Genomic DNA, 13,760 nt, shown 5'->3' with positions numbered 1-13,760 from the left:
CCCTCGGGTCATGCAGTGACGTTCGCCAGCTTTTCGGAATGTCTGATTAGGTGAGAATTGCTGCCCTCAGGCTTAGGCCTCAGGTGTGCCAGGAACGGACCTTCATGTCTGCGTCAGCCGTAATATTGTCCAAGGCCAAGTTAAGCCCGACAGGGAAGCAATCTCGGCAGACGTGACTCTGCATGGCTTGATGGTCCACCTGACTGTTTGATGCTACAATTCGTCCCGAGGGAAGGGCCTCACCACCCGGGAGATCGGTGCGTGTGCCTGGAGCGTCTGATCCGAATGCTGGCAGCCGTCATCGTGCTGACGGCATGGATCCCAGTGAGCGCTTCTGAACCTGCCCTCAAAACGGATGCGGACCGCTACGTGATCTCGATCGCGGTCACTGGACCGATCGGTCCCGCGACTGCCAAATACGTGAGGGACACCCTTCTCGCCGCCAGCCCGCAAAAGGTCGAGGCCATTATCCTGCGCCTCGACACGCCAGGAGGATTGGCGACGAGCATGCGTGAGATCATCGCGGACGTGCTGGCCTCTCCGGTACCGGTCATCGGCTTCGTTGCGCCCGCTGGTGCCCATGCGGCCAGCGCGGGCACGTACATTCTTTATGCCACCCATGTGGCCGCCATGGCGCCCGGCACCAACCTCGGGGCTGCAACCCCTGTACAGATTGGCAGCCCACCCACACTCCCCTCCTCGGAACCGGCGAAGGACAAGGACGCTGATGCCCGCTCCGGCTCCGAGACCAAGGATGCCATGACCGCGAAGATGACCAATGATGCGGTCGCCTTCATCAGGAGCCTCGCCGAGCTTCGGCACCGGAATGCAGACTGGGCGGAAGCAGCTGTGCGGGAGGCGGCCAGCCTCTCGTCCCAGGCGGCATCGGAGAAGGGCGTGATCGACCTTGTGGCCCAGACGCCCGAGGAACTCCTTACACGCGTCAATGGACGCGAGGTAGAGGTGCTGGGCGAGCGCCGGCGTCTTGCCACTGTTGGTCTGCCCATCCGACCGGAGGAACCAAGCTGGCTTATTCGCCTGCTCGCGACGATCACCGATCCGAATGTCGCCTTCATCCTGATGATCGTCGGCATGTACGGCCTCATCTTCGAATTCAGCAATCCCGGGACGGTTGCACCTGGGGTGATCGGTGCGATCTGCCTCGTCCTTGGACTTTATGCCCTGAACATGCTGCCCGTGGATTACACCGGGCTTGCGCTGATGCTTCTTGGCCTTGCGTTCTTGGTTGCGGAAGCCTTCAACCCGACTGTGGTCCTTGGACTGGGCGGTCTTATCGCTTTCCTCCTCGGAGCCATGATGCTGATCGATACCGATGCACCCGAATTCCAGCTCTCCTGGACGGTCATCGGGGGAGCATTGGTCGCCAGCATCGGCCTTCTGTCTCTGACGCTGGGCTATGTCTGGCGGGCTCGTCATCAGCCCGTCCGCACTGGCGCGCCTGCCATGCTTGGACAATCTGCGGAGGTGCTCGATTGGTCAGGCAACGCGGGCCATGTTCTGACCCTTGGAGAGCGCTGGGAGGCCCGGGCCTCCCAGCCTCTCGTTCCAGGCGAACACGTTCAGATCGCCGGAATTGAGGGCCTGATGCTTGAGGTGCGCCGCATGCCCGACGTGACAATGGGCTCGGAGGGACAGCCATGATCTTCGACTATGTCGCCTACTTAATCCTGGCCCTGCTCGTCATCGGCTTCCTAGCTGCGGCGATCCGGGTGCTCCGGGAATACGAGCGCGGGGTCGTGTTCACTCTCGGCCGCTTCACTGGCGTGAAGGGTCCCGGGCTCATCATCCTTGTCCCCTTCGTGCAGCAGATGGTCAGAGTCGATCTGCGGGTCATTGTACAAGACGTGCCGCCCCAGGATGTCATCTCGCGCGACAATGTCTCGGTCAAGGTCAATGCCGTGATCTACTTCCGGATCGTTGATCCCGAGCGGGCGATCCTCAAGGTCGAGAACTACATGGCCGCAACGAGCCAGCTGGCGCAGACCACTCTGCGCTCGGTGCTGGGCAAGCACGAACTCGACGAGATGCTGGCGGAGCGCGACCGGCTCAACGCTGACATTCAGCAGATCCTTGACCAGCAGACCGATGCGTGGGGAATCAAGGTCGCCAATGTCGAGATCAAGCATGTGGACCTCAATGAGAGCATGGTGCGAGCCATCGCCAAGCAGGCCGAAGCCGAGCGTCTGCGGCGCGCTAAGGTGATCAACGCCGAAGGCGAACAGCAAGCGGCGGAGAAGCTCGTAGAGGCTGGGCGCTTGCTCGCAGTCGAACCGCGCGCCATGCAACTTCGTTATTTCGCGGCTCTGCACGACATTGCCAGCGAGCGCTCATCGACCATTGTCTTTCCCCTGCCCATGGACCTTCTGTCCCAGCTCGGGAACGCCCTCGGTAGCCAGATTGCCGGTCCTTCGAACGGAACCGGTTCGCAAGACAGCACTCGGGAGCCGGGAATAGCCAATCTTGGCGCAAAACGCGCCTGATGCTCCTGGCAGTTGATCCATGTCGAATTTAAGCCGACATCGGTCTCCTTCCGGAAGGTGCCATCAACAGACATTCATTCACGAAATCTGTTTTTCGAGACACTACAAGAAATCTCAACCATTCGCGACACGACGGCTGAGGACAAGGTAGGCCGCAGCTGTCCAGGAGAATGTGTCACCCCCCAATCCCTCGCCCGTGGTCGGATCGAAATATTCGCAGAACCCAGCCAGCTCGATAGCCCGTACGGTCCCTCGTTCAAGGCTACTGGCGAGTTCATTCATGGCGTTGGCACGAAGGCCATCGGCAATGAGCCAGTTGATCACTGCCCAGACAGGACCGCGCCAATAGCGCTTCGGCTCGAAAGCCGGGGAGAAGGGCGCCGTGGACGGCAGGCCTATCACCATGCCGTCACACCATCGCTCGATCTCCGCCGCCACAGCGGGTCTTTGCTGATCGTCAAGGGTAACCGCCACGAGGGGAATGAAGCCCGCTTGCGTGGGCGCTTCGATATCCTCGCCTGAGACAAGGTCGAGCGACACAAAGCGCCGGAGAGAATCCCGCCAGCGACGCACCAGCCCTTCCGTGAGGAGGCGATGCATCTCCGATAATTCGGCGATTTCATCCTGCGCCCCAAGCATGGACGCAAGCTGGATGAGATCCGCCGTCGCCCGCGCCAGGATTCCCGTCATCTGCACGTCGGCAACCTTGAAGGGAGCCGCCGCCCATTGCTTCTCCGGGTTCCAGCCGCAGTCGCGGTATGTGTCGACCAGATGAATGAAGCGCTGGTAGTCCACGTCTTTCGGCCGCATGGACGCATCGACATGGCCTGTATCCTTGCGGCGGATCTGCGTCGTTGTGGTTGTGGGCACGCGGGCGAGCGCGTTGTCCCAGGCCGGAGAATTGTCGCTGCCGCTCTCCCATGGGTGAAGAATGGCGACGAGGCCTATCCTCTCAGGATCGCGCGCCTTCAACCACCAGCGATGGGAGCACAGCGCCGCCGCGAACAAGGGGCGCGTTCTCTCAAGCGCATCCTGCCATCCAGCCGCAACAGCCGCCTCATGGACGAACCGGAGCGCCATGCCGAAGACCGGCGGCTGGGTGATGCCGGAGGTCGGGATCCTGTGATGAGTGCCCCAGACGTCGGGACCTGGAAAGTAAGTGTCGCTCGGCGCATGGAAGACGATGTGAGGAATCATCCCGTCGTCCCACTGACCTTCGATCAGTCGCTCCAACTCGCGATAAGCACGGTTGATGTCGAAAGTGGCAAAGCCCATGGCCACGAAAGCCGAGTCCCAGTTCCACTGGAAGGGATAGAGTCTATCCGTGGGCACCGTGTAGCCGCCCCGATCATTGCGGGCCAGGATCGCGCGCGCATCGTCATGCCGGTCGAGTTTGATATCGTCACTCATCATGCGTCCTCAGGTTGGGGCAATGGCGCGCCCGGTAGCGGCATCGATCCACGTCAAGCGTGAGGGATCCACGATCAAGCCGACGCGCTCGCCGGCCTGAACTCTGGCGGTTGGAGGCGTCACGATCCGGGCAGGCTGCCCATCGATCGCTCCCGTCAGCAGAAGGTGCGAACCCATGGGCTCCACGACGCGAACATCGAAGGGAATGCCAGATCCATCGGCCGACAGGGCGGCATCCTCGCCCCGAAGCCCCAGATCGATCTCCGCATCGCGCACGGGAGCAGGCAGACTGGCGGAGCCGACACGGATCTGCCCGCCAGAGGCTTTCACCTTGATGAAATTCATCGGCGGGTTGCCGATGAAGCCGCCGACGAAACGTGTCGCGGGCGTGGCATAGACCTCGAGCGGCGTGCCGATCTGGTCGATGCGCCCGCCATACATGACCGCGATGCGATCAGCCAAGCCCATCGCTTCGGTCTGATCGTGCGTGACATAGATCGTGGTGGTGCCGGCCTCCTGCAGAACCGCCTTCAGTTCAGTGCGCATTTCGAGCCGGAGCAGCGCATCGAGGTTCGACAACGGCTCATCCATCAGAAGCACGGCGGGCTGCACCGCCAAGGCGCGGGCCACCGCCACGCGCTGGCGCTGGCCGCCTGACAATTTGGCCGGGTAACGATCAAGATACTGATCGATGTGCAGGAGCGCCGCGGCTCGGCCCACCTGCCGCTTCACCTCCACCTGCCCGACCTTCTGCATCCGCAGACCGAAGGCGATGTTTTCGAAGACAGTCATATGCGGAAAGACGGCATAGTTCTGGAACACCATGGCGAGCCTGCGCTCACGCGGCGCAAGCCCGCTCACGTCACGCCCGCCGATCACAACGCGCCCGGAACTCTGGGCTTCGAGCCCGGCAATGATGCGCAAAAGCGTAGTCTTACCGCAGCCGGAGGGACCCAGCAGCGCCACGAACTCGCCGTCGCCTACAGTCAGCGAAACTTCCTTGAGAGCTTGAAAGTCTCCGAAGCTCTTGGCAACCCTGTCGATGACAATGTCAGCCATCGTGATCTCCGCTACTTGCTCGCGATGCCCCAGACCGCGAACAGGTACCGCCTGACCGCGAAGATGAAGAGCACGGATGGAATGATGAGGATAAAGCCGCCCGCGAAGCGGTAATGCAGCGGGCTCTCGGAGAGAACCTTCAGGAGATAGGCCGTCAGCGTCCGCTCACGCACAGTCAGGATCGAAGCGGCGAAAACCTCGTTCCACGAAATCACGAAGGCGAAGATGGCGGTCGCCGCCAGCCCCGGCAGAGCGAGCGGCAGCACGACCTTCATGAAGGCCTGAAGCCGGGTACAGCCGAACACCCAGGCGGCCTCCTCGTATTCGCGCGGAATGCCCATGAACAAGCTCTGCGTGACGAGAACCGCGAAGGGCAGAGCCAGCACCGTGTGGATCAGCGAAACGCCGAAAGGAGTGTCGTACAGGCCGAACCGGATGAACGATACGGTCAGCGGCAGCGCCAGGATCGCGAGCGGAAAAGCCCGCGTGAGCAGCACCATCAGGCGAAACGCCGTCTGTCCGCGAAAGGCATAGCGAGCGAGAGCGTATCCTGCGGGCGCACCGAGAAGGACGGAGAACAGCACGGTGAGTCCCGCAGCGATCAGTGAATTGATGAGTGCGCTGAACACCCCCTCAATCCCGAGGAACTGCATCATGGGTGCAACCGATACGTCAGTGGGCCAGATGGATTTGGGCCACCGAAAGACGCCGAGCCGTCCGCCGAACGCGCCGAGCGCCACGAAATAGATCGGCAGCAAGACCCAGATGAGCAGAACCACGATCCCCGTCCAAAGCAGGAAACGACGGGCACTTGGCACCGCGACGCTGGTGGTGGTAGGGCGAGGCGTGGTGATGCCAGTGGCCGTCATAGCTGCTGCTCCGGACGTACGCGCAGGATACTCAGGTAAAGCGCGGTGGCGGCGAGCGAGATCGCCATGATGAGAACGGCGTAAGCCGCTGCGACTCCGTAGTTCTGGTTGAGGTTCTGCCAAGTGTAGGCTTCCCCGGCGAGCACGGGGAAATTGGTTCCGCCGAGGGCATACACGACGGCAAAGACTTCAAAGGCAAGCACCGTACGCAGGATCAGAGCCGACTGCAGGCTCGGCTTCAGCAGCGGAAGCGTGATTTTCCTGAAACGGGTCCAGGGCCTCGCACCGAAGATTTCGGCAGCTTCAGCAAATTCCTTCGGGATGAGCTGGATGCCCGCCACCACGATGACGAGCACGATGGCTGTGGCCCGCCATAGTTCGGCAAGCACGATGCCGATGAACAGCGCGACCGGCGTTTCCTGGGTGAGCCAACCCGTGGGCCCCGGAATGAGGCCGAGCCCATAAAGTGCGGAATTGAGATAGCCTGTATTCTGCAGGATGGCGAGCCAGGCGAGGCCCGCCGCGAGATCCGAGATGCCGAGCGGAATGGTGAGCACCCAGAGGACGAGATCGCGTCCGCGCTCGATCTTGGTGAGCATTACGGCCATGGCGAGTGCGAGCGCCACCTGCAGCGGCACGACGATGGCGGTGAGCAGGAAAGTGTTGCGGATCGCGAGCGAGAAGTTGAGATCACCCGCCATGCGGGCGTAGTTGGCGAGCCCTACGCCCTCCTCCGACGAGAAGGAGAGCCAGATCGTCTGCACCAGCGGCACAATGAAAAAGGCGGCAAGGAACAACACCGCCGGAGCAATGAGTGCGTATGGGATCCAGGAGGCGCGCGAGGTCATGACGGCTCCCATTGGGCGGGATGGCCCCGGCGGGTGTCACCCGCCGGGCTTGAGGCAACATCAATCGACGGTGCAGGCGCCCTGGCTTGGCTTGTCAGGGGCCCAGCAAGGCGCACCGGTCTGCTTCATCAGGGCATCGAGCACCTTTGCTTGGTCCTCAAGAACGGTCTTCACCGGCTCGTTGCGCTGAACGATGCGTTGGAACGTGTCCATATAGACCTTGTTGAATTCGCCGCCCTTAGCGCCGAGTCCCACCGGCAGCAGGGAAACCACTGCGTCCTTGGCATTCTGTGTCGCGCTCACGGCGCTTGACAGCAGCTTCACGCCTGGGCTCAGATTCGCAGGCAGCTCAGCCTTGACGACCGGGAAGAAGCCTACCTCCTGCGCGGTCTTGATTTGCGTCTCGGGCTTGGTCAGATGCTGGATCACGGCCACCGCGCCGTCACGACTGGGCGCATCCCTCGGGATCGCAAGGCCTGCAATCACCGGCATGTAGCCGCGCCCCTTCGGGCCCGCGGGCGCCGGGAAGGTCACGAACTGATCGGGCTGCGCCTCCAGCGCTTCCTTCACGCGGGCCACGTGATCCCACGCGATCCAGATCTCGCCCCCGAGAAGCGGCTCCTGCATGAAGTTGTAGCTGGTGGAGTTGGGGCTCGACACCGCCCACAACTGCTTCATCATGTTCCAACCTGCTTCGGCATCGGCGGACTTGAACGGCGTTACCACGCCGCCCGTGAACGACGGGTAGAAGTAGCCCTGGAAGAAGCGCGCCATCAGGCCCGTTGGGCCGGCAGGCCAACCGAGACGGCGCTGTCCCGTACGGTCCGCAATGGCCTTGGCCCATTGCTGCAATTGCTCATAGGTGAGCGCGTTGATATCGGCACCGGCCGGCAGATATTGAAGCGCCTGCTTGTTGGCGACCATGATATAGGTTGCCTGCATCCACGGAATATATTGTTGCTTGTCCGTGCCGAGCTTGCCGAGCTGCATGAGGTTGGCCGGGATGCCGAGATTGCTCACCTTGGCCGCCACATCGTCAATGGGCTGGAGATCGTCCGGAACGTGGGGCTGGAGCTCCCCATGGAGGGCGCCGACAAGGCTGATCGTGCGCTTTCCCGCCTGCGTTTCTGCCTTCAGGCGCACGGCGAAGGCGGGCGGCTCGTCAACCACATAGGTCACTTTGCCGGGAACACCTTTCAGCAGAACCTCTCGGACTTTGGTGGCCTCCTCGATAGGCCGGAGCTGGGTCGAGTAGAAAATCGTGTCCTGCGCCTTCGCGACCGTCATGCCCCCCAATACCGCAGCCGCTACGGCAACTGCTCTCAACATTGCGCTCTGCATAGCCCGTTCCCTCCATAGGCCCATATTGCTCGGCCGTCCTGCCCGGGCCACAGAGCAGACGGCACAACCCATCTCCATGCCGCGCGGAGCATTTGGTACTTTATTGCAGTGTATTTTATCCAAGCTCCGGTGGTCGAGTGTCAAGGTAGGGTAGTCGGGACCGGAATCTACCTGGTGGGCATCGGGCTGGCGCCATATGCTTAAGGTGCTTGAGCCGGAATGATCGACCGAACAGTGAGCCGCGCGAAGCCGCAATCTGCCCTATCCGAACGCTTCGACGACACCTCCGTCGGCAATGACGCTCTGGAGCGGGTCGATGGTCTTCACGTTCTTCGTCACGATATACGTGAAATACCGCTCGATTCCGAGGTCGAGCCTCAGAAGCTTGTCGATCAGTCGCTGATAGGCATCGATGTCCTCGGACACGATCTTGAGGATGTAATCCACACCGCCGCCGGTTGCATCGCAGGAGATGATCGCCGGCTCCTTGAGGACCGCGTCCTCGAAGCGCTGGAAATCGGATTGCTGGTGGCTCTTGAGCATGATTTCCACGAGAACCGTGGTCCGGCGCACCAGCTTATCGATATTGATACGGGCGGTGTAGCCGGTGATCACTCCGCTCTTCTCAAGACGGCTGAGACGCTCCCAACATGCCGTTGGAGACAAATTAACGGCTTCGGCGAGCCGAAGCTTGGTCATTCGGCCGTCGCTCTGGAGAGCGGCAAGGATTTTCAGGTCGATTTTATCGAGTTTCATGACTATTCCGGAGTCTCAGCACAATGTAATGATTACCCCATCACAATCGCTTGAGACAATCCTATGCGTGAGCTGCCTCGCCCCCTGGCCGACCAGGAAGCCCATGTCCACTCCCATGAAGTGCTCATCACGGATTGGCAGCCCACGCTGACCAAACGGAAGGGCGTCACGAAGCACAAGCTCCTGACCGAGCGGATCATCGCGGACATCGATGCGGATATCCTGCCGGCACACGCGCGCATGCCCACCCACCGCGACCTTGCACGGCAGCTCGGGGTGTCCGTGCAGACCGTGAGCCTGAGCTACAAGGAAGCTGAGCGGCGCGGCTATCTCAGGGGCGAGGTCGGCCGCGGCACCTTCGTCCGCAGCCGCGTCACGGAGAAGGCGGACCGCTTTATGCTCGATCGCGACCCCGGCGAGACCGTGGATCTCTCCATCATCCGGGCGATCTACACGCAGGCCCACGAGGACGCATCCCGCGCGGTCATGAGGCAACTCGCCCAGAGCGACAACAGCGCCTTCATGCGCCCGTGCCGGCCGATTGCAGGACTGGAGCACCATCGCACCGCGGCGCAGGTCTGGCTAAGGGGCCTTGGCGTCGACGCGGCGAAGGACCGCATCCTGATCACGAACGGCGCCGCCCATGGCCTGTTTCTGGCCGTCACGGCCATCGTCCGGCCGGGGGAGATCGTTCTCACCGAGAACCTGACGGACCACGGCATCATCGGCCTCGCCAACGTCCTGGGCTTTACCCTGCGCGGCCTCCCGACCGATCGGGAAGGCATTCTGGTCGAGGCTTTCGAGGAGGCCTGCGCCGCCGGCGGGGTGACCGCCCTCGTGCTCGTCCCCTCTCTGGGGAATCCGACCAGCCATGTGATGGGAGCCGAGCGGCGGCGGGCCATCGCGGAGGTCGCGCGCCGCTACGGCGTCTATGTCGTGGAGGACGAAGTCTACAAGCCGCTGCTGGAGACGCCGCTTCCCTCCTTCACCGACCTACTGCCCGATCTCGGCTTCTTCGTCACGAGCTTCACCAAGTCGGTCCTGACCGGCCTGCGTGTCGGATACCTCGTGGTGCCGCCGCAATACACGATCCGGGTCGCCAGCATCATGCGTGTCACGAGCTGGAGCGCCACGAACCTGCCTGCCGAGATCGCGACCCTGTGGGTCGAAGACGGCACGGCCCGGAGCCTGGTCGATCTGCAGCGCCGGGAAGTCCGGGCGCGCCAGGCGCTGGTGGCGGAGATCCTCGGGGAGCACATCGCCCGGACCAATCCCCTGTCCCTCTGCGCCTGGCTGAAGGTGCCGCCCCGGTGGACGGAGGAAGGCCTGGTGCGGATGCTGGCTCAGAAGAACATCGCCGTGACCCCGTCCGATCCTTTCATGGCAGGAGCTGACGTTACAGGTGGCATCCGCATCTGCATCGGCGGCCGCCTGTCCCACGCGACCCTGGGCCGGACGCTTCGGACGATTGCCGAAACATTCGAGCAGTTGCCGCCGGTCTTCGATACCAGTTCCATCGCGTAGACCGGAACTTATCTGAAACGGTCTTTCACTTGAGAGGCTGCCATAATTGTTTCATGACAATATATTTATTGACATGAAAATCAGTGCATCTCACCATCGCTTTGTCCTGATGGGAGATGGGGAATGCACGCAGTGCCTCCAGGAAATTCCGGCTTCGGAGCAGTTCAATTCGGTGCATGGAGCGGAAACGCCGGCATCGTGCTGTTTGTCTCCGATGCCGCTGTCCCGGCAGGCCCTCGCACATGATTGCGGTGGGGCTCGACAGGATTGTGCAGGCTCAGGATCGTATCGCCGGTCGCGTTCGCCGCACGCCCCTGACCCTGTCCTCCAGTCTTTCCGCCCGTTGCGGCGTTCCCGTCCATCTCAAGCTCGAAAGCCATCAGCCGACCGGCAGCTTCAAGCTGCGCGGCGCCACGAATGCCGTTCTGTCGTTGAGCGATGAGGCGCGGCGACGCGGCCTCGTCACGGCATCGACAGGCAATCACGGTCGCGCGCTGGCCCATGCGGCGAAAGCCGAGGGCGTGCGGAGCGTTGTCTGCATGTCGGCTCTCGTGCCCGCCAACAAGGTCGATGCCGTACGCGCTCTCGGAGCAGAGGTGCGCATTGTCGGCCGCTCGCAGGACGATGCGCAGGAAGAGGTCGAGCGTTTGGTGCGCGAGGAAGGACTGACGGCCATTCCGCCCTTCGATCACGCCGACGTCATCGCGGGCCAAGGAACGATCGGTCTCGAAATCGCCGAAGCTCGCCCCGACACCGAACTCGTGCTCGTGCCTCTCTCCGGCGGCGGACTGGCCGCGGGCATCGCCGCTGCGATCAAAGGAAAGCTTCCGCGGGCGCGCGTGATCGGCATCTCGATGGAGCGCGGCGCGGCCATGTATGAGAGCCTGCGCGCCGGAAGGCCTGTCGTGGTCGAGGAACTGGAGACTCTGGCCGACTCCCTCGGCGGCGGCATCGGCCTGGAGAACCGCTACACCTTCGCCATGTGCCGCGATCTGCTCGACGATGTCGTGCTTCTGTCGGAAGAGGAGATTGCCGAGGGCATCCGCCATGCCTTCGTGGCGGAAGGTGAGATTGTGGAAGGAGCAGGCGCGGTCGGCATCGCGGCGCTTCTGGCGAAGAAGGTCGATGTCAGAGGCCCGACCGTCGTTGTGGTCTCGGGCCGCAACATCGACGAGGCGCTGCACCGGCGGATCGTGAACACTGACAACAAGGCGGCCCTGTCCGCAGGAGTGCGAGACCGATGAGCCAGATGCTCGTTCTCACTGAACCCGATCTTCGTCATGTCGTGCGGCTCGACGCCAGCGCGGTGGCCTGCGTGGAAGATGCCTTCGCGGCCCTGGCCACAAAGCCTGTCGTGATGCCGCCGATCCTCCGGCTCGACATCGTCGAGCATCGCGGCGAGGTGGACGTGAAGACCGCCTACGTGCCGGGCCTCGACGGCTTCGCCATCAAGGTGAGCCCGGGCTTCTTCGACAATCCGAAGCTGGGCCTGCCCAGTCTCAATGGCCTCATGATCCTGTTCAGCGCGAAGACCGGCCTCGTCGAGGCTCTGCTGCTGGATAACGGCTATCTCACCGATGTGCGCACCGCTGCCGCCGGCGCGGTTGCCGCGAAGCACCTGTCGCGTTCCGATGCGCAAAGCGCCGCCATCTTCGGCGCCGGTATTCAGGCCCGCCTTCAGCTCGAAGCGCTCACACTCGTGCGGCCGATCAAGCGTGCCCGGATCTGGGCGCGGGATTTCGCCAAGGCAGAAGCGGCAGCGCAGGATCTCGCAGCATCGCTCCGGATTGCGGTCGAAGCCGTGCGGAATCCGCAAGCCGCCTGCGACGGCGCCGACATCATCGTCACGACGACACCTGCCGAACAGCCCATCCTGAAAGCGGAATGGCTGCAGCCCGGTCAGCATATCACGGCCATGGGCTCCGATTCCGAGCACAAGAACGAGATCGATCCCGCAATCCTGACCCGTGTCCGCTACGTTGCCGACAGCGTGGCGCAGACGCGCCGCCTCGGCGAATTGCATCATGCCATCCGGACCGGATTGATCGCAGCGGATCGCCCGTTCCCCGAACTCGGGCAGGTTATCGCCGGGCAGGCCCCCGGCCGTGAAGGCCCCGACGCCATCACCCTGTGCGACCTCACCGGAACCGGCGTGCAGGACACTGCCATCGCCACCCTCGCCCATGCCCGCGCCCGCGACGCCGGAGCGGGCCGATCCATCAACACAAAAGAAGCAACTGCAAAAGAAGCAACTGGAGGTCTTTCGTGAGCGCGCCCAATCTCAATTTCAGCAGAGCAGAATATGCCGAGCGTCTCGCAAAGACCCGCAGGGCAATGGAGAAGGCGGGCATCGATCTCCTGATCGTCACCGACCCGTCCAACATGCATTGGCTGACAGGCTATGACGGCTGGTCGTTCTACGTGCATCAATGCGTGCTGGTGCCGCCCGATGGTGAGCCAATCTGGTTCGGCCGCGGCCAGGACGCCAACGGCGCGAAGCGCACCGCCTATCTCGCTCACGACAACATCATCGGCTATCCCGACCACTACGTTCAGTCGACCGAGCGCCATCCCATGGATTTCCTGTCCGGAATCATTGCGGAGAGGGGCTGGCACAAGGGCACCATCGCGGTCGAGATGGACAATTACTATTTCTCCGCCGCCGCCTATCTGTCACTGGTCAAGCACCTGCCGAACGCCAAGTTCCAGGATGCCCTGTCGCTCGTGAACTGGCAGCGTGCCGTCAAAAGTCCGACGGAAATCGAATACATGAAAGTGGCGGGCCGCATCGTCGAGGCCATGCACCGGCGCATTGTCGAAACGGTCGAGCCCGGCATGCGCAAGAACGACCTCGTGGCGGAGATCTACGATGCGGGCCTGCGCGGTGTCGACGGCTATGGCGGCGACTATGCTGCCATCGTCCCGCTTCTCCCGTCGGGCGAGGAGGCGTCCGCCCCGCACCTGACCTGGGACGACAGGCCGATGCGCAGCGGCGAAGGCACCTTCTTCGAGATCGCCGGATGCTACAAGCGCTATCATTGCCCGCTCTCGCGCACCGTCTTCCTCGGCAAGCCGACGCAAGCCTTCCTCGATGCCGAGAAGGCCGTGCTGGAAGGCATGGAGGAAGGCCTTGCGGCGGCCAAGCCCGGTAATGTCTGCGAGGACATCGCCAATGCGTTCTTCGCCGTTCTCAAGCGCTACGGCATCGTGAAGGACAACCGCACCGGCTATCCCATCGGCCTGAGCTATCCGCCGGATTGGGGCGAGCGCACCATGAGCCTGCGCCCCGGCGACCGGACCGAACTCAAGTCCGGCATGACGTTCCATTTCATGACGGGACTGTGGCTCGAGAATATGGGCCTTGAAATCACCGAGAGCATTCTCATTACCGAAACCGGCGTCGAATGCCTCTCCAACGTGCCACGCCAGCTCTTCGTGAAGCCATGAACATC

12 protein-coding genes are annotated in these 13,760 nt (G+C 62.6%); 6 read left to right on the top strand and 6 right to left on the bottom strand.

Annotated elements, in window-relative coordinates:
- Positions 1-285 precede the first annotated feature (285 nt).
- Both ACUXUR_RS00390 and ACUXUR_RS00385 read left to right on the top strand, forming a co-directional pair.
- The gene (locus ACUXUR_RS00390) at positions 286-1,662 is read left to right on the top strand and encodes an NfeD family protein (RefSeq protein WP_445500306.1); all 1,377 of its coding nucleotides are present in this window, start codon (positions 286-288) and stop codon (positions 1,660-1,662) included.
- Positions 1,659-2,501 carry a slipin family protein gene (locus ACUXUR_RS00385; protein WP_445500304.1) on the top strand — a complete coding sequence of 281 codons (843 nt, stop codon included), beginning with the start codon at positions 1,659-1,661 and terminating at the stop codon, positions 2,499-2,501. Before ACUXUR_RS00390 ends, ACUXUR_RS00385 begins: the two co-directional genes overlap by 4 nt.
- Before the next feature lie 114 nt (positions 2,502-2,615).
- Here ACUXUR_RS00385 and ACUXUR_RS00380 read toward each other — a convergent pair whose 3' ends face one another.
- From ACUXUR_RS00380 to ACUXUR_RS00355, 6 genes are all read right to left on the bottom strand, one after another.
- Positions 2,616-3,914 carry an MGH1-like glycoside hydrolase domain-containing protein gene (locus ACUXUR_RS00380; RefSeq protein WP_445500303.1) on the bottom strand — a complete coding sequence of 433 codons (1,299 nt, stop codon included), beginning with the start codon at positions 3,912-3,914 and terminating at the stop codon, positions 2,616-2,618.
- 6 nt (positions 3,915-3,920) lie between these two features.
- Positions 3,921-4,970 carry an ABC transporter ATP-binding protein gene (locus ACUXUR_RS00375; RefSeq protein WP_445500302.1) on the bottom strand — a complete coding sequence of 350 codons (1,050 nt, stop codon included), beginning with the start codon at positions 4,968-4,970 and terminating at the stop codon, positions 3,921-3,923.
- Positions 4,971-4,981: 11 nt separating this feature from the next.
- Positions 4,982-5,839 (bottom strand): carbohydrate ABC transporter permease, encoded by an 858-nt coding sequence (locus ACUXUR_RS00370; protein WP_445500301.1) that lies wholly within the window; start codon positions 5,837-5,839, stop codon positions 4,982-4,984.
- Positions 5,836-6,687 carry a carbohydrate ABC transporter permease gene (locus tag ACUXUR_RS00365; protein ID WP_445500300.1) on the bottom strand — a complete coding sequence of 284 codons (852 nt, stop codon included), beginning with the start codon at positions 6,685-6,687 and terminating at the stop codon, positions 5,836-5,838. Before ACUXUR_RS00365 ends, ACUXUR_RS00370 begins: the two co-directional genes overlap by 4 nt.
- Positions 6,688-6,747: 60 nt before the next feature.
- Positions 6,748-8,016 carry an ABC transporter substrate-binding protein gene (locus ACUXUR_RS00360; protein WP_445500299.1) on the bottom strand — a complete coding sequence of 423 codons (1,269 nt, stop codon included), beginning with the start codon at positions 8,014-8,016 and terminating at the stop codon, positions 6,748-6,750.
- A 273-nt stretch (positions 8,017-8,289) separates the two neighbouring features.
- Positions 8,290-8,784: an Lrp/AsnC family transcriptional regulator gene (locus tag ACUXUR_RS00355; RefSeq protein ID WP_445500298.1), complete on the bottom strand. Its 495-nt coding sequence runs from the start codon at positions 8,782-8,784 to the stop codon at positions 8,290-8,292.
- 63 nt (positions 8,785-8,847) lie between these two features.
- Between ACUXUR_RS00355 and ehuR the strand changes: the two genes are divergently transcribed.
- From ehuR to doeA, 4 genes are all read left to right on the top strand, one after another.
- Positions 8,848-10,308, top strand: coding sequence for a MocR-like ectoine utilization transcription factor EhuR (gene ehuR, locus ACUXUR_RS00350; RefSeq protein WP_445500297.1), 1,461 nt, complete (start codon positions 8,848-8,850; stop codon positions 10,306-10,308).
- A gap of 242 nt (positions 10,309-10,550) precedes the next feature.
- Positions 10,551-11,552, top strand: coding sequence for a hydroxyectoine utilization dehydratase EutB (gene eutB / locus ACUXUR_RS00345; protein WP_445500295.1), 1,002 nt, complete (start codon positions 10,551-10,553; stop codon positions 11,550-11,552).
- Complete coding sequence (gene eutC, locus ACUXUR_RS00340) at positions 11,549-12,577, top strand: ectoine utilization protein EutC (protein ID WP_445500294.1); 1,029 nt, start codon at positions 11,549-11,551, stop codon at positions 12,575-12,577. Before eutB ends, eutC begins: the two co-directional genes overlap by 4 nt.
- The gene (doeA, locus tag ACUXUR_RS00335; RefSeq protein ID WP_445500292.1) at positions 12,574-13,755 is read left to right on the top strand and encodes an ectoine hydrolase DoeA; all 1,182 of its coding nucleotides are present in this window, start codon (positions 12,574-12,576) and stop codon (positions 13,753-13,755) included. Before eutC ends, doeA begins: the two co-directional genes overlap by 4 nt.
- Positions 13,756-13,760: the final 5 nt, after the last annotated feature.

The organism is Microvirga medicaginis (assembly GCF_052658925.1).
The sequence above is the reverse complement of the archived record's forward strand: the minus strand, read 5'-3'. Positions and strand labels throughout refer to the sequence as shown.